Origin of the sequence: Ramlibacter humi (assembly GCF_004681975.1) — a bacterium.
GTDB classification, from domain to species: domain Bacteria; phylum Pseudomonadota; class Gammaproteobacteria; order Burkholderiales; family Burkholderiaceae_C; genus Ramlibacter; species Ramlibacter humi.
Genome location: NZ_SMLK01000001.1, coordinates 36,718 through 58,004 on the forward strand (window position 1 = coordinate 36,718; position 21,287 = coordinate 58,004).

A 21,287-nucleotide genomic window follows, 5' to 3' on the forward strand; every position below is an offset into this window, starting at 1 on the left:
GGCTCAGGCTCCCACGCTCAGGCGCGAATCGCCGGAGTGGCTGAAGTAGCGCGCGCCCAGCGAATCGGACAACTGCCACGCGGCATGGCCGCACTGGTGCAGCAGCTCGATCAGCGCGCCGTACCGGCCCGAAGCGTCGCGCGACCCCAGCGCTTCCAGCGACCAGGCCTGGGGGTCGGGGATGGCCAGCGCGACGTCGGGCATCTGGCCCGGCGCGCTGCCTTCCAGCTTCGCCAGGCGGCCCCGCAGCGTCTTCGTCACCCACGCCAGCGAGCGCGGGTTGTCCTGGTCCATCACCAGCAGGTCCAGCAGCGCCGGGATGTCGTGCCGCTGCTGGTACTGCGCGTGGAAAGTGATGGTGCTGTCGAACAGCGCCACGATGGCTTCGAAGCCGCCTTCGTGCTGCACCGCGCCGGTCTCGAAGCCCGTCGCGAGCGCGGACGACAGGAAGCCGAGCCGTTCCAGATGCCGGCCGGTGGACAGCAGCCGCCAGCCGTCGTCGCGCGTCATGCGGTCGGTCTGCGCGCCGGTCATCGCGGCCGTGTGGCCGGACAGCTTCTCCAGCACGCGCAGCGCTTCCACCGACGAGTATTCGCCGTCCGCCGATCCCCGCTCGCAGGCGTGGATGAATTCTTCCTGCGCCCTAACGATCAGGTTCCAGTGCTCCTGCGAAAGCCGGTCGCGCACCGCGGCGGCGGCGCTGCGCAGCGCGCGAAGGTTGAAGCCCACGCTGGTGGCGTGCTCCGTGTCGGCCAGCGCGGCCACCAGCGAGCGCTCGAACACGCGGCGCGACGCGGCCGGCGAAGGCACGTTGGGCAGCACCAGCCCGTGCTCGTCGGCCAGCTCGCCCAGCCACGCCAGCAGCGGGGCCGAGGTCTGCTCCTCGCCGTTCAGGCATTGCAGCGTCAGGCGCGCCAGGCGCGACGTGTTCTCGGCGCGCTCGGTGTAGCGGCCCAGCCAGAACAGGTTCTCGGCCGCGCGGCTGGTGACGGTGCGCGTACGGTGCGCCGTGTCGCTCACGTCGTGCCGCAGCAGGCTGGTGGGGTCGACTTCGCCGCGCGTCATCACCCACGTGTCGGCCGAGCTGCCGCCGCGCTGCATGGAAGCGATCTCCAGCGTGCCGCCCGCGATGCGCGTCAGCCCGCCCGGCAGCACGCGCCACGACTGCGGGCCGTCGGACACCGCGAACACGCGCAGGATGACCGAGCGCGGCGTCAGCCGGCCGTCCTTCCACGTCGGCATCTGCGACAGCGGCTGGTACGCCTGCACGGTGTGCTCGTCCGGTTCGCGCACGATGCGGCCGGCCCATTCGTCCAGCTCGCGGCGCGACAGGTAGCGGCCCAGCACCGCGCCCGCGCCGGCGCCGCCGTAGGTGTTCTTCAGCACGCCCGACGCGAGCTGCGGCAGCACCGCGTCCAGCGCGGCGCGTTCGCCGCACCACCAGGTGGGGATGGAAGGCAGCTCCAGTTCCTGCCCGAGCAGCTCGCGCGACAGCGCGGGCAGGAAGCCGAGCAGGGCGGTGGATTCCAGGAAGCCCGAACCGGGCGCGTTGGCGACGAGCACGTTGCCCGCGCGGATGGCCTGCAGCAGCCCGGGCACGCCCAGCCGCGAATCGGAGCGCAGCTCCAGCGGGTCGAGGAACTCGTCGTCCATGCGCTTGAGCAGGCCATGCACCGGTTCCAGGCCGCGCAACGTCTTCAGGTACAGGCGCTGGTCGCGCACGGTGAGGTCGCTGCCTTCCACCAGCGTCAGGCCCAGGTAGCGCGCCAGGTACGCGTGCTCGAAGTAGGTCTCGTTGTAGGGGCCCGGCGTGAGCAGCGCGATGCGCGAGTCTTCGCCCGCCGGCGACATGGCGCGCAGGCCGTCGAACAGCGCGCGGTACGTGGCCGCCAGCCGCTGCACTTTCAGCGCGCCGAAGGCTTCGGGGAACAGGCGCGAGATGATCAGCCGGTTTTCCAGCAGGTAACCCAGGCCCGAAGGCGCCTGCGTGCGCTGCGACACCACCCACCAGTGGCCTTGCGGGTCGCGCGCCAGGTCGAAAGCTGCGATGTGCAGGTAGGTGTCGCCCGCCGGGGTGACGCCATGCATCGGGCGCAGGTAGCCGGGGTGGCCCTGCACCAGCGCGGGCGGCAGCAGGTTGCGCGCCAGCACCTGCTGCGGGCCGTAGACGTCGGCCAGGATGCTGTCCAGCAGCTTCACCCGCTGCAGCACGCCGCGCTCGATGCCCTGCCAGGCTTCGGGTGTGAGGATCAGCGGGAAGAGGTCCAGCGACCAGGGGCGCTGCGGGCCGTCGTCGTCGGCGTAGACGTTGTAGGTGATGCCGTTGTCGCGCACCTGGCGGGCCAGGTTGCGCAGTCGGTGGTCCAGGTCGCCGAAGCCACCGGCGCCCAAGTGCCCGAAGAAGCCGGCCCAATGCGGCGAGATGTCCGGCCCGCGCGGACCGTCGGGCAGCGCCGCGGCGGCGCGCAGCTCGTCGAAGTGGCCCGTGGCCGCCCAGGGCGCCAGGGCGGCGGCCAGCCGCGCCGGGCTTTCCTCGGCGGCGCCGCCGAACAGCGAATCGATGGGCGTTTCCACGTCGCCGGGATTGTCCCACCCCGCGCGGCGAACGCATCCGTGGGCTGTTGTGCGACGGAGACGCGCGTGGCGATGCGTCCCGCGCCGGCCGTCAGGGCCAGGGCTGCACGGTTGCCGGTTCCGGCGCAACGCCTTGCGCGCGCGCGGCGGCGTCCTGCGCGGCCATGGCCTTCAGGTAGCCCTCGCGCGTGCGCAGCCTCTCCCAGTAGGCCGCGACGTTCGGCGGGAACTGCGGCGCCAGGCCGATCAGTTCCGCCAGCATCAGCGCATAGCCCACCGAGATGTCCGCGCAGGTGAAGCGTCCCGCCGCCAGGTACTCGCTCGACGCGAGGACGCCTTCAGGCCCGCGCAGGCGCGCCAGGAACCACTTCGCATAGTCCTGCGCCACCTGCGGCTGGCGGCGTTCGGGCGGCTCGAAGCGCTCGTAGCGCAGCACCAGCGTCTGCGGGAAGGTGAGGGTCGCCTCGCCGAAGTGCAGGTAGTTCAGGTAGGCGCCGAAGCCCTCCTCGTGGGATGCCACCGCCAGCGGCGAAGGGCCGTACTTCGTGCACAGGTAGTGGCCGATCGCGGCCGACTCGGTCATGCGCGTGTCGCCGTCGACCATCAGCGGGATGGTGCCCAGCGGATTCAGCTGCAGGTACTCGCGGGCGCGCACGCGCGGCGGGAACGGCAGCATCTTCAGCTCGTAAGGCAGGCCCAGTTCCTCCAGCGCCCACAGCGGGCGGAACGAGCGGGCACTGACGCAGTGGTAGAGCGTGATCATGGCGGGATGTGGCGGATGGGGTCGTGCCAGCATAGCGGCATGGCCGGCCGGCTGGCATGATGCCGCGCCAGGGAGCGCGCGGCGCTCTCCTTCGCGACCATTCCAGCCCCATGACCACCGACACCCCCATCTTCGAAGTCCTGCCCCGCGACCTGTCGGCCTACCGCCGCGGCAACACCGGCATCGACTATGTGCACCGCTTCGAATCCGGCAAGCCCGGCCCCCACGTGCTGATCAACGCGCTGACGCACGGCAACGAGATCTGCGGCATGGTCGCGGCCACGCACCTGCTGGACGAAGGCGTGCGGCCGCTCATCGGCACGCTCACGGTGAGTTTCGCCAACGTCGCGGCCTACGAGTCGTTCGACCGCGCGCGGCCCTTCGACAGCCGCATGCTGGTGCACAACCTCAACCGCGTGTGGTCCGACGAGCTGCTCGGCGGCACCGGCGACAGCCCCGAGCTGCGCCGCGCACGCGAGCTGCGGCCCATCGTCACGGCGGCCGACCACATCCTGGACATCCACTCCACCTCTCAGGACGTGGAGCCGTTCTGGGTCTATCCCGCTTTCGACCGCAATGCGAGCGTGGCGCTGGCCATCGGGCGGCCTCCCATCCACCTGGTGATGCCCAATGGCCTGGGTTCGGGCACGCCCGTCATCCAGCACGGCCGCCACGGCCTGCGCGACTCCAATGCGGGCGCCGCCGTGGTCGTCGAATGCGGCGGCCATTTCCGGCAGGCGAGCGCCGACCTGGCGGTGCAGGTGACGCTGGACTTCCTGGGCTACTACGGCCTGATCGAGCGCTCGCTGGAATGCGGCTCGCAGCCGCAGCACCGCTACGAGCTGCTGCGCACCGTGGTCATCCAGACGCGCGAGTTCCGTTTCACCAGGCCGCTGAAGGGCTTCGAGACTTTCAAGGCGGGCGACCTGATCGCCGTCGACGGCAGCGAGGAGATTCGCGCGCCCGAGGACTGCACCATCCTCATGCCCGCCAGCAAGATCGAGCCGGGGCGCGAGGCGCTGTACATCGCGCGGGTGATCTGAAATGCGGAAGCGGACACCCTTGCGCAGAGGTCGCAGAGGGGACGCAGAGTTCGCAGGGAAAACCTTTAAAGTCTTCTTCTCTTCTCTCTGCGTCCTCTGCGCTCCCTCTGCGACCTCCGCGCAAGGGTGTCCGTCTTCGATTCCGAACTTGGGAGTCCAACATGGCTGAAGCTTTCATCGTCGCCGCCACCCGCACCGCCGCCGGCCGCCGAAATGGCCGGCTGTCCGGCTGGCATCCGGGCGACCTGGCCGCCGAAGTGCTGAACGCGCTGGTGGACCGCGCGGGCGTCGATCCCGCGGCCATCGAAGACGTGCTGATGGGCTGCGTCAGCCAGGTCGGCGAACAGTCCACCAACGTCGCGCGCAACGCGGTGCTGGCGTCGAAGCTGCCGGAATCCGTGCCCGGCACCTCCATCGACCGCCAATGCGGCTCGTCGCAGCAGGCGCTGCAGTTCGCGGCGCAGGCCGTGATGTCCGGCACGCAGGACCTGGTGATCGCCGCCGGCGTGGAAAGCATGTCGCGCGTGCCCATGTTCACGTCCAGCGAACTGCCGCGCAAGAACGGCCTGGGCTTCTACATGAGCCCGCGCATCCAGCGGCGCTACCCGGGCGTGGAGTTCAGCCAGTTCATGGGCGCCGAGATGATCGCGCGCAAGTACGGCCTGAAGAAGGACCAGCTGGACGAGTACTCGCTGCGCAGCCACCTGCGCGCGAAGGCCGCCACCGAGGCGCGCCGCTTCGACACCGAGATCCTGCCCGTGCGCGCGTGGAAGCAGGGCGAGGAAGCCGCCGATGCGATGCACACGGTGGACGAGGGCATCCGTTTCGACGCTTCGCTGGAAGGCATCGCCGGCGTCAAGCTGCTGCAGCCCGACGGCGTGATCACCGCCGCCGGCGCCAGCCAGATCGCCGACGGCGCGGCCGGCGTGCTGGTGGCCAGCGAGAAGGCCGTGAGGACCTTCAACCTGAAACCGCTGGCGCGCATCCACCACTTGTCGGTGATGGGGCACGACCCGGTGGTGATGCTGGAAGCGCCGATCCCGGCCACGCACGCGGCGCTGAAGAAGGCCGGCCTGAAGATCGCCGACATCGACGCGTTCGAGGTGAATGAAGCTTTTGCGCCGGTGCCCCTGGCCTGGTTGCAAGCCACGGGCGCCGACCCCGAGCGCCTGAACGTCAACGGCGGCGCCATCGCCCTGGGCCACCCGCTGGGCGCTTCGGGCGCCAAGCTGATGACCACGCTGCTGAACGTGCTGCAGCAGCGCAAAGGGCGCTACGGCCTGCAGACCATGTGCGAAGGCGGCGGCATGGCCAACGTCACGATCGTCGAATCACTCCGCTGAAGGCGGGAGCGGACTCCCTTACGCAGAGTTCGCAGAGGAAACGCGGAGGACGCGGAGAAGAAGAAGAAAACCTTCAAAGGTTTTCTCTGCGATCTCTGCGTCCCCTCTGCGAACTCTGCGTAAGGGTGTCCGCATTCAGCGGCTCACGGCTGCCACCAGTTGCCCGACGCCACCAGCAGCGGAATGAGCTGCAGTTCCGAGTCGTAGTACAGCGTGCTGAAGTTGGTCGTGTTGTACGAGAACAGCGAGTTCAGGTAAGTCTGGTGCGCGCTGCCGGTCATGGCGCCGCACAGCTGCGGGCCGATCATGCCCTTGGGCGTCCAGTTCGGGTACGGGCGCATCAGCGGTGAAGGCATGCTGCCGTCCATCGCGTAACCCGTCGCCGTGCGCGCCGGGTCGCCGCCGGTGTCGGCCTTGAAGAAGGCCATCATCTTGTCCAGCACGTTCTTCCAGCGCACGTCGCCGCTCAGCACGTAGTCGGTGCCCCAGCGCCACGGGTTGCGCTGCGCGTTGGCGTAGTAGTACATCTCGGTGCCGACGAAGTCGCCCATGTAGCCGGGCGAAGGGATCGGCGTGGCGGTGTTGGTCTGCACGATGAAGTCGGGCATCAGGCCGGCCGAGGGCGAGTACACCGTCTGCATGCGGTTGATCAGCCAGTAGCAGCGGTCGATCACGGTGGTGCTCCACCACGTGTCGCCGGTCGCGCGCGCGAACGCGCGGAAGTGGCTGATCATGTAGTCGGACGTGCGGCTCACGTCGGCGGTGGACAGGCCCTTGGTCGTGCCGTCCGTCTTCATGTTCCACGCCTTCAGCGCGTTGATGGTGCGGATGGCTTCCTGCTTGTAGTTCCAGGTGCCGGCGGAGCCCCACTGGCGGTCGGCCATCAGCAGCGCCATCGCGATGTCCAGGTCGCCGTCCATCGCGTTCCAGCCGCCGCCGGCGGCGTCGGTCGAGGAGCCGTTGATGGTCAGGCGCCAGTCCATCAGGTACTGGCCACCGTTGCCGGCCGGGATGCTGTAGGCGGGACGCGCACGCACGGTCTTGAGCAGGCCGTCGAAGATCGTCTTCGCGCCGGCGTCGTAGCCCGCCATCACCACCGTGATCAGCATGCCGTAGCCCATGCCTTCGGACACGGTGAGGTAGTCGGTGGAGCTGCCGAACTTCACCGCCTTGCCGCCGGACAACGTGGGCACGTCGACGATGGCCACGGCCTTCCACGCGTCGTAGCAGCGCTTCACCGCCGTGTCCATGCTGGCGTTGGACACGTTGTTGGGCAGGATGCCCGCGGCATACGCTTCCAGGCGCGAGCCGAACGGGTACGCGGGGCCACCGGCCGGCGCGGGAGAGGGCGCAGGCGTGGGAGCAGGTGCTGGCGCAGGGGCAGGGGCGCCGCCGGGAGCCGGGGCGGGCGAGGGCGCCGCCACGACGCCGGTGACCGCGTCGCTCAGCGTGCTGCCCGTGGCGGTGCCGGCGGCCTCCGCGACGGGCGCGCTTGCGCCGCCGCCACCGCCGCCGCAAGCGGTCAGTGCCGTTGCGAACGCGGCCGAGCCGCCCTGGATGAAGATGCGCCGTTTCATGCCACCACCGATGGGAAAGCGGCCGGCCCGCACGAAAGCGTGCGGCGCCCGCCGCGAGTTGACGGACGCCGAGGTGTTCAGGGTGTTCGGCCGCCGGCACCGGAACCGGCATGACTGCGAAGCCACCTGCCCAACCTCGACAGGAGGCGCGAATGTAGTAGGAGGTGTCCGACAAGCGCATCAGCCGTTGGCCTACGCTGGTAACGAGGTGCCGCAAATGCTTCAGGGCGTGCGACGAACGGCCGTTCGCGAGTTTGTAGTCCAGTCCGGGCCTGGCTCAGCAATCCATCACGGTCGAGACAGGCTTGTGGCTCAGCTGAGTCACCGGTGCGAACTCTGCATTGCGAACCGCGCGTGCCCGGCCTCAACAGCTCTTACGTTTGGTCAACGTCGCACGCGGAACCGCCTCACCCGGGAAAGCGCGACGCGCGCTTGTCCTACAAACCGGCCGAGTCGCGGAGCGTTGACTAGAAGCCGTGTACTCGGCTCACAACCTCTGACCTTCTGACAGGAGATTTCGCGAAATGAACAAGACCCTCATCGCCCTCGCCATCGCCCTGGGTGTCGCCGGCGGCGCCATCGCGCAAACCAGCGGCAGCACCGGTTCCACGGCCAGCGGCGGCGGCACCTCCGGCGGCAGCAGCAGCGCCACCACGACGCCCAGCACCTCCGGCGGCAGCACCGCCGGCATGGCCGGCGCCGGCGGCGACAGCAAGGCCATGCAGAAGCAGGCCAAGGCCGACTACAAGGCGGCCAAGGCCAAATGCAAGCCCATGAAGGGCGACGAGCAGAAGGCTTGCGAGAAGGACGCCAAGGCTTCGTACGACAAGGCCGAAGCCGACGTCAAGCGCGCCAAGGCCGACGAAAAGGCCGCCAAGAAGTCCGCCAAGTCGACTTCCTGACCGGCTCGCCGCCAGCAAAAAAGCCGGGCAGTGCCCGGCTTTTTTCTGGGGAGCGCCTGTTCGGGGCGCTCACTTCGGCAGTTCGTTCTTGTGCTGGATGATCTTGCCGACCAGGCCGTACTCGATGGCCTCTTCCGCGGACAGCCAGCGGTCGCGTTCGATGTCGGCCATCACGCTGTCCAGCGGCTTGCCGGTTTCGCGCGCGATGGTCTGGGCGATGCGTTCGCGCGCCTTGATGATCTCCTGCGCGTGGATGGCGATGTCGCTGGCCGGGCCGCCGGCGCCGCCGCTGGGCTGGTGGATCAGGAAGCGGGTGTTGGGCGTGCAGAAGCGGCGCTCGCGCGGCACGGCCAGGTACAGGTGGGTGGCGGCGCTGCCGACCCAGCCGGTGCCCACCATGTTCACCGGCGCGGCGATGTACCGGATGATGTCGTGGATGGCGTCGCCCGACTCCAGGTGGCCGCCGGGCGAGCTGACCAGCATGTCGATGGGCTTGGACGATTCGGCGTCCAGCGCGATCAGGCGGCGGGCGATGTCGGCGGCCGAACGGTCGCTGACTTCGCCGAACAGCAGGACGGTGCGCGACTTGAAGGCCTTCTCTTCGAGGAAGGCGTTGCGCGGTTCGGCGGTGGACGGGCCGGCGGCCGGTTCGTCGTGTTCGTGGGGCGTTTCCATGGTCGTCATGTTTCGGCGGTTCAGGCGTTTTTCAACCCCCGGATCATGCACCGGCCGGCACGGCCGGGTTGCGCGCGGGGAAAAACGCCGCAAAAAAGAGGCCCCCAGGTGGGGGCCCGCGAATGAGCGACTCATCTTCCCAAAGGACCGACCATCCCGCCGGCCGGAACGCCAGTCACGCGCTCCGCAAACCAGTCTAGGGGCGTCGCCGCGCGAGTGAGAGCGGGTAATCCCCGGGGCAGCGTAAGCTCCTCCGCGGGGAACTTTCACGCAAGGAGGCCGGTATGGAAGCCACGACAGCAACGCACGCAGCGCGCACCGCAGAGTCCCTGCCCGGTCCGCGCCCCTGGCCCGTGGTGGGCAACGGGCTGCAGCTGCGCCTGGATCGCCTCCACCTGCAACTGGAAGGCTGGGCCCGGGAGTACGGCGCGCCGTTCACCTTCAACATCCGCAGCCGCCGCTTCGTCGTGGTGGATTCGCCCGAGGTCATCGGCCAGGTGCTGCGGCGCCGGCCCGAGCAGTTCCGCCGCAGCGAGAGGCTGGAGAGCGTGTCGCGCGAGATGGGGTTCCTCGGCCTCTTCGCCGCCAACGGCGACACGTGGCGGCGCCAGCGGCCGATGGTGCTGGCGGGCCTGGATCCGGCGCACATCCGCGAGTTCTTCCCGGCGCTGGTGGCCGTGACCGACCGTTTGCGCCGCCGCTGGCTGCGCGCGGCGCAGGCGGGCGAGACGATCGACCTGCAGGCCGACCTGATGCGCTTCACGGTGGACGTGACCACCGGCCTGGCTTTCGGCGAAGACCTGAACACGCTGGAGACGCCCGGCGACGACACCATCCAGCGGCACCTGAACGTGGTGATGCCGGCGCTGTTCAAGCGAATCCTGTCGCCGGTGGATCCGCCCGCGTGGCTGCGGCGGCTGCGCGAGCGCGAGCTGCAGGCGCACATCCATGAACTGCGGCAGGCGGTGCAGGGCTTCATCGCCAAGACGCGGAAGGTGCTGGCCGGGCAGCCCGCGCTGCGCGACAGGCCCCAGAACCTGATCCAGGCGCTGGTGGCCGGCCGTGACCGAGAAGGCAGCGGCCTCACCGACGAAGACGTGGCCGGCAACGTGCTGACCATGCTGCTGGCGGGCGAGGACACGACCGCGAACACGCTGGCCTGGATGTTCTGGCACCTGCACCGCAACCCCGCAGCGGCGGCCGCGGCGCGCGCGGAAGTCGATGCCGTGCTGCAGGGCGCGGCCGGCGTGCAGGACCTGGCGCAGCTGGGGCGGCTGGACCTCGTCGAGGCCTGCGCCAACGAAACCATGCGCCTGAAGCCGGTGGCGCCTTTCATCATGAACCAGGTGGTGGAAGACACGCAGGTGGGCGACGTCGCCGTGCGCAAGGGCCAGTTCGTCATCTGCCTGATGCGGCCGGGCGGCCTGGACGCCGCGACGTTCGCGCAGCCCGAGGCGTACGACCCGATGCGCTGGCTGGGCGAGGGCGCTTCGGCGCACGCGATGGCTTCGGCCAAGCGGCACACCATGCCTTTCGGCGCGGGGCCGCGCATGTGCCCGGGGCGCTACCTGGCGCTGGCGGAGATCAAGCTCGCCGCGGCGATGCTGCTGGCGAACTTCGAGCTGGTGGACGTGTCGCCGCCCGGCGGCGGCGAGCCGCGGGAGACGGTGTCGATCGTGATGTCGCCCGTGGGGCTGCGGATGAAGCTGCGGGCGCGAGGCTGAGCGCCAGTGCTGCGTCATCCCTGCGAAGGCGGGAATCCATGGCTTTCAGGTGCACGAACACGGGAGCCGTGAATTTCCGCCTTCGCGGGAATGACGCTTCAGCGGGGTGTCACGGGTGCGTGGCCCACATCTCGCGCAGCTGCCGCTTCAGCACCTTGCCGATGTCGCTGCGCGGCAGTTCGCCGATGTAGCGCACGCCGGCCAGGCGCTGCGTCTTCCCCAGCTGCCCGTTCGTCCACTCGCGCAGCGCCTCCGGCTGCGGCGCGCCGGGCCTCACCACCACGTACGCCGCGGGCGACTCGCCCCATTCGGCGGAAGGGATGCCCACCACCGCCGCATCGGCCACGCATGGGTGCTGGCGCAGCACCGCTTCCAGGTCGCTCGGGTAGATGTTGAAGCCGCCGCTGATCACCATGTCCTTGCGGCGGTCCATCAGCACCAGGAAGCCGTCCTCGTCGAAACGGCCGACGTCGCCGGTGCGGATGTAGCGGCGGCCCTCGGCGTCGAACCATTCGGCTTCGCGCGTCTTGCCGGGCTGGCCGTGGTAGCCGGTCATCATGGCGCCAGAGCGGCCCACCACTTCGCCGAGTTCGCCGCGCGCGACCTCGCGGCCTTCCTCGTCGATCAGCCGGATGTCGTGGCCTTCGGCCGGCTTGCCCACCGTGTGCAGCTTGCCGGGGAATTCGTGCGCGGCCAGCATGCAGGTGCCGCCGCCTTCGGTCATGCCGTAGTACTCGGTCAGCCCGCCGGGCCAGCGCTTCAGGATGTCGGCCTTCAGCGCGGCGGAGAACGGCGCGCTGGTGCAGAACTTCATGACGAACGACGACAGGTCGTACTTGTCGAAATCCGGGTGCGACATCAGCCGCGTGTACTGCACCGGCACCAGCATCGTGTGCGTCGCGTGCTCGCGCTCGGCCAGGGCCAGGTACTGCACCGGGTCGAAGCGGCCCTGCATCAGCACGGCCGTGCCGCCGCGCGACAGCGCCGGGAAGAAGCACACCAGCGTGGTGTTGGAGCACAGCGAGGTGGCCAGCAGCGCCACCGACTGCGGCCCGTAGCCGCCCGCTTCCGCGCGCCCCATGTGCGCCCAGCGCATGCCGTGCGGCTGCACGATGCCCTTGGGCGTGCCGGTGGTGCCGGACGAGTAGATGATGTTGAACGGCCACTCGGGCTGGATGTCCACCGGCCGCGGCTTCGAGCTTTGGGGCAGCAGCCAGCTCTCGATCGCCGCCGCATCCAGCGCCGTGCGCGGCACCGCGATCTCCAGCGCGGGCACGGATGCGTCGGCGAAGAGCCGTTTCGCGCCGCTGTCGGCCACCATGCCGGCCAGCTGCTGCGGTGTGGCGCCGGTGGGCAGCGGCGCGACCGCCACGCCGGCGCGCAGCGCGCCCAGGAACAGCAGCGCGTAGTCGATGCTGTTGGCGCCGCTGATCGCGATGGATTGCGTGGGTTGCACGCCGTCGCGCTGCAGCGCGGCGGCGATGCGGTCCATCCAGCCGTCCAGTTCACCCCAGCTGACGCGCCGGTCGCCCTGGACCAGCGCGGCGTGCGCAGGGCGCGCGGCGGCGTGCTCGCGGACGAGTTCGCCGACCGTGCGGAACGGAGGCAGGGCGGAAGGGGCGGGCGTGCTCATGGGGCGGCCATTCTGCCTCTGACCTGAAACCTGCCGCTTCGCCTACGTCACATCGACACGGACACCCTTACGCAGAGGTCTCGGAGGTTTCGCAGAGGACGCAGAGAAAGAAAAAATTGGAGCATTCACTCTGCGATCTCTGCGAAACCTCCGCGTACTCCGCGTAAGGCGTCCGCATTCGTTTCTACAGTGCCGCCAGCATCTCCGGCGTGACCAGCACCACGCCGCTTTCCGTGCGGTAGAAGCGCTCGGCGTCCTCCTGCGCGTCCTCGCCGATCACCATGCCGTCGGGGATGCGGCAGCCGCGGTCGACCACCACTTTCGACAGGCGCGCGCCACGCCCGATCTCGCAGGCCGGCAGGATCACCGCTTCGCGGATGCGGCAGCACGAATGCACGCGCACGCTGGAGAACAGCACCGAGTGCGTGATGTCGGAGCCGGTGACGATGCAGCCGCCCGAGATGATGACGTTGCCGATCTCGCCGTTGCGGCCGTTCTCGTCGGGCACGAACTTGGCGGGCGGCAACTGTTCCTGGTGGGTCCAGATGGGCCAGTCGCGGTCGTAGATGTTCAGTTCCGGCAGGTTGGACGCCAGGTCCAGGTTGGCGGACCAGAACGCTTCCACCGTGCCGACGTCGCGCCAGTACGGGTCGTTGCGCGTGCTGGCCGGCACGCTGGACATGCCCAGCGGGTGCGCCAGCACCTTGCCGGTCTTCACCAGCCGCGGGATCACGTTCTTGCCGAAGTCGCGATCGGAATCGGGCAGCGCGAAGTCTTCCTCCAGCAGCCGGTACAGGTCCTCGGCGTTGAAGATGTAGATGCCCATGCTGCCCAGCGCGCGGTCGGGCTTGCCGGGGATGCTGGGCGGGTCCTTGGGCTTTTCCAGGAAGTCGGTGACCCAGCGCTTGCCGTCGATGTGCATCACGCCCAGCGCGGTGGCTTCCATGCGCGGCACCTCGATGCAGCCCACCGTGCAGCGCGCGCCCGACTCCACGTGGTCCAGCAGCATCAGCGAGTAGTCCTGCTTGTAGATGTGGTCGCCGGCCAGCACCAGGATGTATTCGGGGCCGTAGCTGCGCAGGATGTCGATGTTCTGGTAGATGGCGTCGGCCGTGCCGCGGTACCAGTCGGCTTCGTTCACGCGCTGCTGCGCGGGCAGCAGGTCGATGAACTCGTTGGCTTCGCCGCGCAGGAAGTTCCAGCCGCGCTGCAGGTGGCGCAGCAGCGAGTGCGACTTGTACTGCGTGAGCACGCCGATGCGGCGGATGCCGGAGTTGATGCAGTTCGACAGCGCGAAGTCGATGATGCGGAACTTGCCGCCGAAGTACACGGCGGGCTTGGCGCGCCGGTCGGTCAGTTCCATCAGCCGCGAGCCGCGGCCGCCGGCCAGCACCAGCGCGACGGTGCGCTTGGGCAACTGCCGCGCGAGGCTCAGCCTTTCAGTGGTCCGGGGGTCGCTGCCGTGCTGCGCGGTGACGAGCAGGTGCTCGTACGCGAGGTCTTCCTTGGCCATGGGGTGGTGTGTCCTTGCTCAGGCTCACTTTGTCCCGCAGCCGCGCTGGGCCCGATGTAGGACGCTGCCGATTCGAGGCGACGTGAAAGCGGACTCCCTTACGCGGAGGTCGCAGAGGAAACGCAGAGTTCGCAGAGAAAACCTTGAAGTTTTCTTGCCTTCTCTGTGCCCTCTGCGTTTCCTCTGCGACCTCCGCGTAAGGGAGTCCGTTCCCGCTTTTCAGCCGCGTGACTTCGCCCACATGTCATACCGCGCCTTGTTCTCGGCGTTGGGCGGTGAACGCGCGCGCCACGATGCGCGGGTAATCCGGCGCCAGCGGCCTGGTGCCGCGCATCCAGACGTTGCGCAGGCCGTGCTTGAGCAGCACGGTGGTGAGGGTGGCGGTGGTCACGCCTTGCAGCGCCTTCACCACGGACGCGTCCAGCGGAAGAGGGTCGGTTCCCCGTGGGCGCCGATGCTACGTTGAACCATCGGCTTACGGGTAAGTCCCGCGTCGGGCCCGGTTGTGGTGGCATGCCAACGCAGCGGAGAATGTCCGCATGACTGCCGAACTCACCGAGGACGCGGCGCGGCGCGAGCTGGCCGCCTGCTACCGCCTGTTCGACCACCTGGGCTGGACCGAGGCGATCTTCAACCACATCACCCTGCGCGTGCCGTCGCCGGGGGGCAGCGCGCACTACCTCATCAACCCCTTCGGGCTGCACTACTGCGAGGTGTCGGCTTCCAACCTGGTGAAGATCGACGTCGAGGGCAACGACATCGACCGCACGGGCCGGCAGGTGAACCGCGCCGGCTTCGTCATCCACGGCGCGGTGCACCAGGCGCGGCCCGACGCGCATTGCGTGATGCACGTGCACACCACCGCGGGCTGCGCCGTCTCCAGCAAGGAAAGCGGGCTGCGGCACGACAACTTCTACAGCGCGATGCTGTACGGCGACGTCGGTTACCACGACTATGAAGGCGTCACCACCGGCCTGGACGAGCGGCCGCGAATCGTCAAGGCGCTGGGCGACCGCAACCACCTCATCCTGCGCAACCATGGCCTGCTGGCCGTGGGCGGCACGGTGGCGCAGTGCTTCCACCGGCTGTGGACGCTGCAGCGCGCTTGTGAAATCCAGCTGGCCAGCGACGCCGGCGCGGGCCCCAACCGCGAGATCCCCGTGCCGGTGCTGGAACGCGTGCCGGCCACGCGGCTGAAGACCGGCGACGACAAGTCCGGCGGCGTGGCGCAGCTGATGTTCGACGCCATGCTGCGCAAGGCTGGCATTTCGCGCGACGCGCTTTGACCGACGTATCACCATGAGCAATACCCATTTCGAAACCATCCGCCTCGGCGGCAACCTCGGCGCCGAGATCCGCGGCCTGGACCTGCGCAAGCCGCTGTCCGATGCGCAGTTCCAGGCGCTGAACGCCGCGTTCGTCGAACACCAGGTGCTGGTCTTGCGCGGGCAAGACATCTCGCTGGAAGAGCAGATGGCTTTCGGCCAGCGCTTCGGCGAGCTGTCCATCCACCCGTTCAGCCCCAACCTGGACGACAAGCGCGAGGTGATCGTGCTGGACTACTCGGCCGACAACCCGCCCGCGCTGACCGACCAGTGGCACACCGACGAGACTTTCCGCGCCGCGCCGCCTTCCATCACCATCCTGCGGTCCAAGGTCGTGCCCGAGTACGGCGGCGACACCTGCTTCGCCAGCATGACGGCGGCGTACACGGGCCTGTCGGAACGCATGAAGCAGTACATCCACGGCCTGGAAGCCATCCACGACTTCAAGCCGTGGCGGCACCTGTTCACCGCCTCCGAAGCGCACCAGAAGAAGCTGCGCGAGCTGCAGGAGCAGTTCCCCAACCCTTCGCATCCGCTGGTGGCGGTGCACCCGGTGACCGGCCGGCGCGTGCTGTACTGCAACGCGCAGTTCACCGTGAAGATCAAGGGGCTGAAGGACGACGAAAGCCAGATGGTCCTGAACTACCTGTACGGGCGCGCGGCCATCCCCGAGTTCCAGCTGCGCGTGCGCTGGCAGCCGGACATGCTGGTGATGTGGGACAACCGCAGCACGCAGCACTACGCGCCGCACGACTACTACCCGCAGCGCCGCACCATGAACCGCGTGACCATCGCCGGCACGCGCATCGTGGGTGTGCAGGGCCCGTACACGCCGGAGGAGGGCGTGGCGCCGCTGCCCGACGGCCACCACGTCAAGCCGCAGTCCGGCGCGAAGCGGCCGGTGCGAGAGTTCGAACGCAACCTGATGTGAGGAGACGGCCATGAAAGGCACCCTGACGGGCATCACCCGGCGCGACCTGGTCCTGGGCGGCGCGGCCGCGATGGCGGCGCCTGCGTTCGCGCAGCCGGCCTATCCCGACCGGCCGATCAAGCTGCTGGTGCCTTTCCCCGCGGGCGCGCTCACCGACAACCTGGGCCGCATGGTGGCCGAGCGGCTGCGGCCCGTGCTGGGCCAGCCGCTGGTGGTGGAAAACCGCCCCGGCGCCGGCACGCTGCTGGGCGCCAGCATGATCGCCAAGGCGCCGCCCGACGGCTACAACCTGATGGTGGCCACCAGCACCACGCTGGCCATCTCGCCCGCGATGTACTCGCCGCCGCCGGCCGTGCCCGCCGACTTCATCGGCGTCGCGATGATCGGCGTGGTGTCGCTGCTGCTCGTGACGCGCGCCGACCTGAAGGTGGCCAACCTGGGCGAGCTGGTGAACGAGATGCGCGCGCACCCGGCCAAGCTGAACTTCGGCTCGCCGGGCGTGGGCACCATGCACCACCTGATCATCGAGATGATCAAGACGCAGGAAAAGGTGCAGGCCACGCACGTGCCTTACCAGGGCAGCATGGCCGCGCTGTCCGACCTGATGACGGGCCGCATCGACTTCATGTTCCTGGACGCGGTGGCCGCGCTGCCGCAGCTGCAGGCCGGCAAGATCAACGCCATCGCGGTGGCCGCGTCGCGCCGCATGCCCGCCCTGCCCAACGTGCCGACGGTCGCCGAGACCTTTCCCCAGATCGACCTGCAGGCCTGGCAAAGCATCGCCGCGCCCAAGGCCACGCCGGTGGCCATCGTCCAGCGGCTCAACGCCGAGATCAACAAGGCTTTCGACACGCCCGACGGCCGCGCGGCGCTGCAGAAGGTGGGCGTGGACTTCGTGCCGCTGACCGTGCAGCAGATGAACGAGCTGATCGCGAAGGACGAGAAGCGGCTGGGCGACCTGGTGCGCGCGGCGGGGTTGAAGGCGAGTTGAGAAGGCGGACTCCCTTGCGCGGAGTTCGCAGAGGGCGCGCCGAGTCCGCAGAGAAGACTTCTGGATTGTTTGACTTCTCTGCGCCCTCCGCGCTTGCTCCGCGAACTCTGCGCAAGGGAGTCCGATCCCCCTTCCCCGGCCCCAAGGCAGAATCCGGGGCATGAAAGTAGCCAAAGACACCGTTGTCACCATCACCTACAAGGTCGCCGACCTGGCCGGCCGCCTGCTGGAGCAGTCGAAGGAACCCATCGCCTACCTCCACGGCGGCTACGACAACACGCTGCCGGGCATCGAGAAGGCCCTGGACGGCAAGGAATCCGGCGACCAGGTGTCGGTGGAACTGCAGCCGGCCGACGCCTTCGGCGTGCGCGACGAATCGCTGGTGCGCGTCATCCCCAAGGCCGAATTCCCGCCCGGCGTGAAGGTCGGCGGCCAGCTGGAAGGCGTCACCGACGGCGGCCAGCCCCACGTCTTCCACGTCATGAAGATCAAGGGCCCCGAAGTGCACCTGGACGGCAACCATCCGCTGGCGGGCAAGGCGCTGAAGTTCGTGCTGAAGGTCACCGGCGTGCGCGCGGCGCTGCCGGAGGAACTGGAACACCGCCACGTGCACGGCGAGCACGGCCACCACCACTGACCCCACCGGAGCCGGTTCATGAAGTTCCGCATGGCGGAGAACTCGGTCTTCGCGGTGCTGCTGCGTTCGCAGTGGTGGATCAGCTTCGTCGTCGCCGCGGGTGTGGTCGTGGTCACGCAGTCGCTGGTGCCGGTGGAGTACCGCAACCTGGCGTCGATGGGGGCGTTCCCGTTCGTCGTCATCGGCTGCATCGCCTTCGCGCGGCAATGGCGCGAGCCGGGCGAGAAGGAATCCGAAACGCTGCTGGCGCAGGCGCGCGCGATGGCCTGGCCTGCTTTCGAGGCGGCGCTGCGCCGCGGCTTCGAGCGCGAAGGCCGCCAGGTGCGGCCGGCCACCGGCGGCGCCGACCTGCTGCTGGAAGGCAAGGGCGGTCCCACGCTGGTGAGCGCCCGCCGCTGGAAAGCCGCGCGCCACGGCGAGGAAGCGGTGCAGGCGCTGGCCAAGGCCATGCGCGCGCAGGACGTGGGCCGTGGCGCCTACGTCGCGCTGGGCGAGCTCACGCCGCAGGCGGCGAAACTGGCGCGCGAAGAGGGCATCGAAGTGCTGGGCGGGGCAGCGCTGGTGAAGCTGCTGCGCGCCTGACGTTCAGGGCGCGGCCAGCCAGGCCGTCGCCTCTTCCAGCACGGTGAACGTGCGCAACTGCAGGCCGGCTTTCTGCGCGGCCTTTTCGCTGGTGCCCGTGCGGTAGCGCTGCGGCACGATGGACGCCACCCGCTCCAGGTGCGCCAATCTTTCGGCGATGTACGCGCCCAGCTGCAGGTGATCGGTGAAGCTGATGGCCTGCGTGTGTTCCACGCCCAGCAGGTTCATCCCGGCGCGCCGCCAGCCCTGCTTGGCGCAGACCGTGGCGACCAGGTCGGCCAGCCCGTACAGGTCCGCCAACGTCGCCAGCCCGTGCGCCTCCACCATCAATTGCCCGGGGCCGTAGTGCAGCGTGAACGTGAGCGGAGCCATGTCCGCGCAGTCTAGCGTGCGCTGGCGATGCATGCGGCGGGATCGGACAGCCTTGCAGAGCTCCGCGTTCGGCAGCCCGCATTCCTGCCCGCTTTGCCTCTACACTGATCGCCGCCGCGCGCAACCCGCGCGGCGTGGGCCGACCACCCAAGGTGGCGGCCGAGAGGAGGAGGACGACGGCCACCCGCCGCCGTGTTCCGCCGTTTGCAGACCTGTTGGCGCGCCAAAAGCGCGCGGAGCGATTGCATGAACCAGCACCAGCCGTTGCGGCTGCACGTGCCGGAGCCCAGTGGGCGGCCCGGTTGTGCCACCGACTTCTCGTACCTCCACGTCTCGGAAGCCGGCGCCGTCCGCAGGCCGCCGGTGGACACCCCCCACTTCGACACCCAGGACCTGGCGTACAGCCTGGTGCGCGTGCTCGACCCCGAAGGCAACGCCGCCGGCCCGTGGGCGCCGGACATCAGCACGGCCCAGCTGCGCAAGGGCCTGCACGCGATGATGAAGACGCGCATCTTCGACGCCCGCATGCTGGTCTGCCAGCGCCAGCGCAAGACTTCCTTCTACATGCAGGCGCTGGGCGAGGAAGCCATCGCCTGCGCGCACGCCGCCGCCATCGACCCCGGCGACATGTGTTTTCCCACCTACCGCCAGCAGGGCCTGCTGCTGTCGCGCGACGACATCTCCATGGTCGAGCTCATCTGCCAGCTGATGAGCAACGAGCGCGACCCGATGAAGGGCCGCCAGCTGCCGGTGATGTACTCGTACAAGCGGGCCGGCTTCTTCTCCATCTCGGGCAACCTGGCCACGCAGTTCATCCAGGCGGTGGGCTGGGCGATGGCTTCCGCCATCAAGGGCGACACGCGCATCGCGTCGGCCTGGATCGGCGACGGCGCCACGGCCGAGTCGGACTTCCACACCGCGCTGACCTTCGCGCACGTGTACCGCGCGCCGGTCATCCTGAACGTGGTGAACAACCAGTGGGCCATCTCCACCTTCCAGGCCATCGCGGGCGGCGAGTCCACCACCTTCGCGGCGCGCGGCGTGGGTTGCGGCATCGCATCGCTGCGCGTGGACGGCAACGACTACCTCGCGGTGTACGCCGCTTCCAAGTGGGCCGCCGAGCGCGCCCGCTCCAACCTGGGCCCGACGCTGATCGAGTGGGTGACCTACCGCGCCGGCGCGCACTCCACTTCGGACGACCCTTCGAAGTACCGTCCCGCCGACGACTGGGAGCGATTCCCGCTAGGCGACCCCATCGAGCGCCTGAAGAAGCACCTCGTCAACCTGGGCGCCTGGAGCGAGCAGGAACACGAACAGGTGCGGCTGGAACTGGAAGCCGAAGTGAACGCCGCGCAGAAGGAAGCCGAGTCGCACGGCACGCTGCTGGACGGCCACATCCCCAGCCCGGCGACGATGTTCGAGGACGTCTACGCCGACATGCCCTGGCACCTGCGCGAGCAGCGCCAGCAACTGGGAGTCTGAAGATGGAGAGAAATCGGACTCCCTTGCGCAGAGAGCGCGGAGGTTTCGCAGAGGACGCAGAGAACTCAGGAAACCTCTCGATCACTTCTTTCTTCTTTGCGTCCTCTGCGAAACCTCCGCGGCCTCTGCGTAAGGGTGTCCGCGTTCAGGAGCTCTCATGCTGACCCAGACCCGCGATTCCAGAGTAGAGGCCGCCGAGGGCAGCCGCAAGCCCATGACCATGATCCAGGCGCTGCGCTCGGCGATGGACGTGATGATGGAGCGCGACGACAACGTGGTCGTGTTCGGCCAGGACGTGGGCTACTTCGGCGGCGTGTTCCGCGTCACCGAAGGGCTGCAGGCCAAGTACGGCAAGAGCCGCTGCTTCGACGCGCCGATCAGCGAAGGCGGCATCGTCGGCGCGGCGGTGGGCATGGGCGCCTACGGCCTGCGGCCGGTGGCGGAGATCCAGTTCGCCGACTACTTCTACCCGGCCAGCGACCAGATCGTGTCGGAAGCCGCGCGCCTGCGCTTCCGCTCGGCCGGCGACTTCACCTGCCCGATCACGGTGCGCATGCCCTGCGGCGGCGGCATCTACGGCGGCCAGACGCACAGCCAGAGCCCGGAAGCGCTGTTCACCCACGTGTGCGGCATCCGCACCGTGATGCCCAGCAACCCGTACGACGCCAAGGGCCTGCTCGTGGCGGCCATCGAGTGCGACGACCCGGTCATCTTCCTGGAGCCCAAGCGCCTGTACAACGGCCCGTTCGACGGCCACCACGACCGCCCCGTCGTGCCGTGGAGCAAGCACGAGCTGGGCAACGTGCCCGAGGGCTACTACAGCATCCCGCTGGAGAAGGCGGCGGTGTTCCGGCCCGGTTCGCAAGTGACCGTCATCACCTACGGCACCATGGTGTGGGTCAGCGAATGCGCCGCGCGCGAAGCGGGCGTGGACGCCGAGATCATCGACCTGCGCTCGCTGTGGCCGCTGGACATCGAGGCCATCGTGGCTTCGGTGAAGAAGACCGGCCGCTGCGTCATCGTGCACGAAGCCACCAAGACCAGCGGCTTCGGCGCCGAGCTGTCGGCGCTGGTGCAGGAGCACTGCTTCTACCACCTGGAAGCGCCCATCGAGCGCGTGGCGGGCTGGGACACGCCTTACCCGCACGCGCAGGAGTGGGCTTACTTCCCCGGGCCGGACCGCGTGGGTGCGGCCCTGAAACGAGTGCTGGAGGGCTGAG

Annotated in this window: 18 protein-coding genes and 1 pseudogene; 11 read left to right on the plus strand and 8 right to left on the minus strand. The window is 69.1% G+C overall.

The genetic code is table 11. From position 1 onward, the window contains the following. Positions 1-3: 3 nt before the first annotated feature. Together EZ216_RS00200 and EZ216_RS00205 are read right to left on the minus strand one after the other, a co-directional pair. Complete coding sequence (locus tag EZ216_RS00200; protein ID WP_135247562.1) at positions 4-2,574, minus strand: circularly permuted type 2 ATP-grasp protein; 2,571 nt, start codon at positions 2,572-2,574, stop codon at positions 4-6. A 91-nt stretch (positions 2,575-2,665) separates the two neighbouring features. After that, positions 2,666-3,337, minus strand: coding sequence for a glutathione S-transferase family protein (locus EZ216_RS00205; RefSeq protein WP_135247563.1), 672 nt, complete (start codon positions 3,335-3,337; stop codon positions 2,666-2,668). Between the two features lie 110 nt (positions 3,338-3,447). Here EZ216_RS00205 and EZ216_RS00210 point away from each other — a divergent pair, with 110 nt between their 5' ends. Both EZ216_RS00210 and EZ216_RS00215 read left to right on the plus strand, forming a co-directional pair. After that, the gene (locus EZ216_RS00210) at positions 3,448-4,380 is read left to right on the plus strand and encodes a M14 family metallopeptidase (protein WP_135247564.1); all 933 of its coding nucleotides are present in this window, start codon (positions 3,448-3,450) and stop codon (positions 4,378-4,380) included. A gap of 161 nt (positions 4,381-4,541) precedes the next feature. Next, entirely contained in the window at positions 4,542-5,723 is a 1,182-nt protein-coding gene (locus EZ216_RS00215; RefSeq protein ID WP_135247565.1) for an acetyl-CoA C-acetyltransferase, read from the plus strand. A gap of 143 nt (positions 5,724-5,866) precedes the next feature. On the opposite strand, the gene EZ216_RS00220 is transcribed toward EZ216_RS00215, so the two are convergent. Further along, complete coding sequence (locus tag EZ216_RS00220; RefSeq protein WP_167772783.1) at positions 5,867-7,300, minus strand: glycosyl hydrolase family 8; 1,434 nt, start codon at positions 7,298-7,300, stop codon at positions 5,867-5,869. A 524-nt stretch (positions 7,301-7,824) separates the two neighbouring features. On the opposite strand from EZ216_RS00220, the gene EZ216_RS21210 reads away from it, so the two are divergent. Continuing rightward, positions 7,825-8,202 carry a hypothetical protein gene (locus EZ216_RS21210; protein ID WP_167772784.1) on the plus strand — a complete coding sequence of 126 codons (378 nt, stop codon included), beginning with the start codon at positions 7,825-7,827 and terminating at the stop codon, positions 8,200-8,202. A gap of 69 nt (positions 8,203-8,271) precedes the next feature. Here EZ216_RS21210 and EZ216_RS00235 read toward each other — a convergent pair whose 3' ends face one another. Then, complete coding sequence (locus EZ216_RS00235) at positions 8,272-8,877, minus strand: ATP-dependent Clp protease proteolytic subunit (RefSeq protein ID WP_135247569.1); 606 nt, start codon at positions 8,875-8,877, stop codon at positions 8,272-8,274. Positions 8,878-9,161: 284 nt separating this feature from the next. Between EZ216_RS00235 and EZ216_RS00240 the strand changes: the two genes are divergently transcribed. Continuing rightward, complete coding sequence (locus EZ216_RS00240) at positions 9,162-10,601, plus strand: cytochrome P450 (RefSeq protein ID WP_135247570.1); 1,440 nt, start codon at positions 9,162-9,164, stop codon at positions 10,599-10,601. A 109-nt stretch (positions 10,602-10,710) separates the two neighbouring features. Here EZ216_RS00240 and EZ216_RS00245 read toward each other — a convergent pair whose 3' ends face one another. From EZ216_RS00245 to EZ216_RS00255, 3 genes and pseudogenes are all read right to left on the minus strand, one after another. Then, positions 10,711-12,234, minus strand: a complete 1,524-nt coding sequence (locus EZ216_RS00245) for a class I adenylate-forming enzyme family protein (RefSeq protein WP_135247571.1) — start codon at positions 12,232-12,234, stop codon at positions 10,711-10,713. Between the two features lie 184 nt (positions 12,235-12,418). Next, on the minus strand, positions 12,419-13,747 hold the full coding sequence (glgC, locus tag EZ216_RS00250; protein WP_135247572.1) for a glucose-1-phosphate adenylyltransferase: 1,329 nt from the start codon (positions 13,745-13,747) through the stop codon (positions 12,419-12,421). A 274-nt stretch (positions 13,748-14,021) separates the two neighbouring features. Further along, positions 14,022-14,171: pseudogene (locus EZ216_RS00255) on the minus strand (ribonuclease activity regulator RraA); the annotation flags it as partial. A gap of 79 nt (positions 14,172-14,250) precedes the next feature. Here EZ216_RS00255 and EZ216_RS00260 point away from each other — a divergent pair. The 5 genes from EZ216_RS00260 to EZ216_RS00280 all read left to right on the plus strand — a co-directional run bounded on the left by EZ216_RS00260 (position 14,251) and on the right by EZ216_RS00280 (position 18,213). Next, positions 14,251-15,033 (plus strand): class II aldolase/adducin family protein, encoded by a 783-nt coding sequence (locus EZ216_RS00260; protein ID WP_275405124.1) that lies wholly within the window; start codon positions 14,251-14,253, stop codon positions 15,031-15,033. Between the two features lie 13 nt (positions 15,034-15,046). Next, a complete protein-coding gene (locus EZ216_RS00265; RefSeq protein WP_135247574.1) occupies positions 15,047-16,003 on the plus strand; it encodes a TauD/TfdA dioxygenase family protein in 957 nt (318 codons plus the stop codon). Between the two features lie 10 nt (positions 16,004-16,013). Then, the gene (locus EZ216_RS00270; RefSeq protein WP_135247575.1) at positions 16,014-16,994 is read left to right on the plus strand and encodes a Bug family tripartite tricarboxylate transporter substrate binding protein; all 981 of its coding nucleotides are present in this window, start codon (positions 16,014-16,016) and stop codon (positions 16,992-16,994) included. Between the two features lie 160 nt (positions 16,995-17,154). Next, positions 17,155-17,631 carry an FKBP-type peptidyl-prolyl cis-trans isomerase gene (locus EZ216_RS00275; RefSeq protein ID WP_135247576.1) on the plus strand — a complete coding sequence of 159 codons (477 nt, stop codon included), beginning with the start codon at positions 17,155-17,157 and terminating at the stop codon, positions 17,629-17,631. A gap of 18 nt (positions 17,632-17,649) precedes the next feature. After that, positions 17,650-18,213, plus strand: a complete 564-nt coding sequence (locus tag EZ216_RS00280) for a restriction endonuclease (RefSeq protein ID WP_135247577.1) — start codon at positions 17,650-17,652, stop codon at positions 18,211-18,213. Between the two features lie 3 nt (positions 18,214-18,216). Here EZ216_RS00280 and EZ216_RS00285 read toward each other — a convergent pair whose 3' ends face one another. Continuing rightward, positions 18,217-18,585 (minus strand): hypothetical protein, encoded by a 369-nt coding sequence (locus tag EZ216_RS00285; protein ID WP_135247578.1) that lies wholly within the window; start codon positions 18,583-18,585, stop codon positions 18,217-18,219. Between the two features lie 246 nt (positions 18,586-18,831). Between EZ216_RS00285 and EZ216_RS00290 the strand changes: the two genes are divergently transcribed. Beyond that, the gene (locus EZ216_RS00290) at positions 18,832-20,067 is read left to right on the plus strand and encodes a 3-methyl-2-oxobutanoate dehydrogenase (2-methylpropanoyl-transferring) subunit alpha (protein ID WP_135247579.1); all 1,236 of its coding nucleotides are present in this window, start codon (positions 18,832-18,834) and stop codon (positions 20,065-20,067) included. Between the two features lie 157 nt (positions 20,068-20,224). Next, positions 20,225-21,286 carry an alpha-ketoacid dehydrogenase subunit beta gene (locus EZ216_RS00295; protein WP_239024237.1) on the plus strand — a complete coding sequence of 354 codons (1,062 nt, stop codon included), beginning with the start codon at positions 20,225-20,227 and terminating at the stop codon, positions 21,284-21,286. Position 21,287 lies beyond the last annotated feature (1 nt).

Bases quoted from the DNA above. Each gene is read 5' to 3' on its own strand.
- EZ216_RS00205 (WP_135247563.1), bottom strand. From the start codon at position 3,337: ATGATCACGCTCTACCACTGCGTCAGTGCCCGCTCGTTCCGCCCGCTG.
- EZ216_RS00210 (WP_135247564.1), top strand. From the start codon at position 3,448: ATGACCACCGACACCCCCATCTTCGAAGTCCTGCCCCGCGACCTGTCG.
- EZ216_RS00215 (WP_135247565.1), top strand. From the start codon at position 4,542: ATGGCTGAAGCTTTCATCGTCGCCGCCACCCGCACCGCCGCCGGCCGC.
- EZ216_RS00220 (WP_167772783.1), bottom strand. From the start codon at position 7,300: ATGAAACGGCGCATCTTCATCCAGGGCGGCTCGGCCGCGTTCGCAACG.
- EZ216_RS21210 (WP_167772784.1), top strand. From the start codon at position 7,825: ATGAACAAGACCCTCATCGCCCTCGCCATCGCCCTGGGTGTCGCCGGC.
- EZ216_RS00235 (WP_135247569.1), bottom strand. From the start codon at position 8,877: ATGGAAACGCCCCACGAACACGACGAACCGGCCGCCGGCCCGTCCACC.
- EZ216_RS00240 (WP_135247570.1), top strand. From the start codon at position 9,162: ATGGAAGCCACGACAGCAACGCACGCAGCGCGCACCGCAGAGTCCCTG.
- EZ216_RS00245 (WP_135247571.1), bottom strand. From the start codon at position 12,234: ATGAGCACGCCCGCCCCTTCCGCCCTGCCTCCGTTCCGCACGGTCGGC.
- glgC (WP_135247572.1), bottom strand. From the start codon at position 13,747: ATGGCCAAGGAAGACCTCGCGTACGAGCACCTGCTCGTCACCGCGCAG.
- EZ216_RS00265 (WP_135247574.1), top strand. From the start codon at position 15,047: ATGAGCAATACCCATTTCGAAACCATCCGCCTCGGCGGCAACCTCGGC.
- EZ216_RS00270 (WP_135247575.1), top strand. From the start codon at position 16,014: ATGAAAGGCACCCTGACGGGCATCACCCGGCGCGACCTGGTCCTGGGC.
- EZ216_RS00275 (WP_135247576.1), top strand. From the start codon at position 17,155: ATGAAAGTAGCCAAAGACACCGTTGTCACCATCACCTACAAGGTCGCC.
- EZ216_RS00280 (WP_135247577.1), top strand. From the start codon at position 17,650: ATGAAGTTCCGCATGGCGGAGAACTCGGTCTTCGCGGTGCTGCTGCGT.
- EZ216_RS00285 (WP_135247578.1), bottom strand. From the start codon at position 18,585: ATGGCTCCGCTCACGTTCACGCTGCACTACGGCCCCGGGCAATTGATG.
- EZ216_RS00290 (WP_135247579.1), top strand. From the start codon at position 18,832: ATGAACCAGCACCAGCCGTTGCGGCTGCACGTGCCGGAGCCCAGTGGG.
- EZ216_RS00295 (WP_239024237.1), top strand. From the start codon at position 20,225: ATGCTGACCCAGACCCGCGATTCCAGAGTAGAGGCCGCCGAGGGCAGC.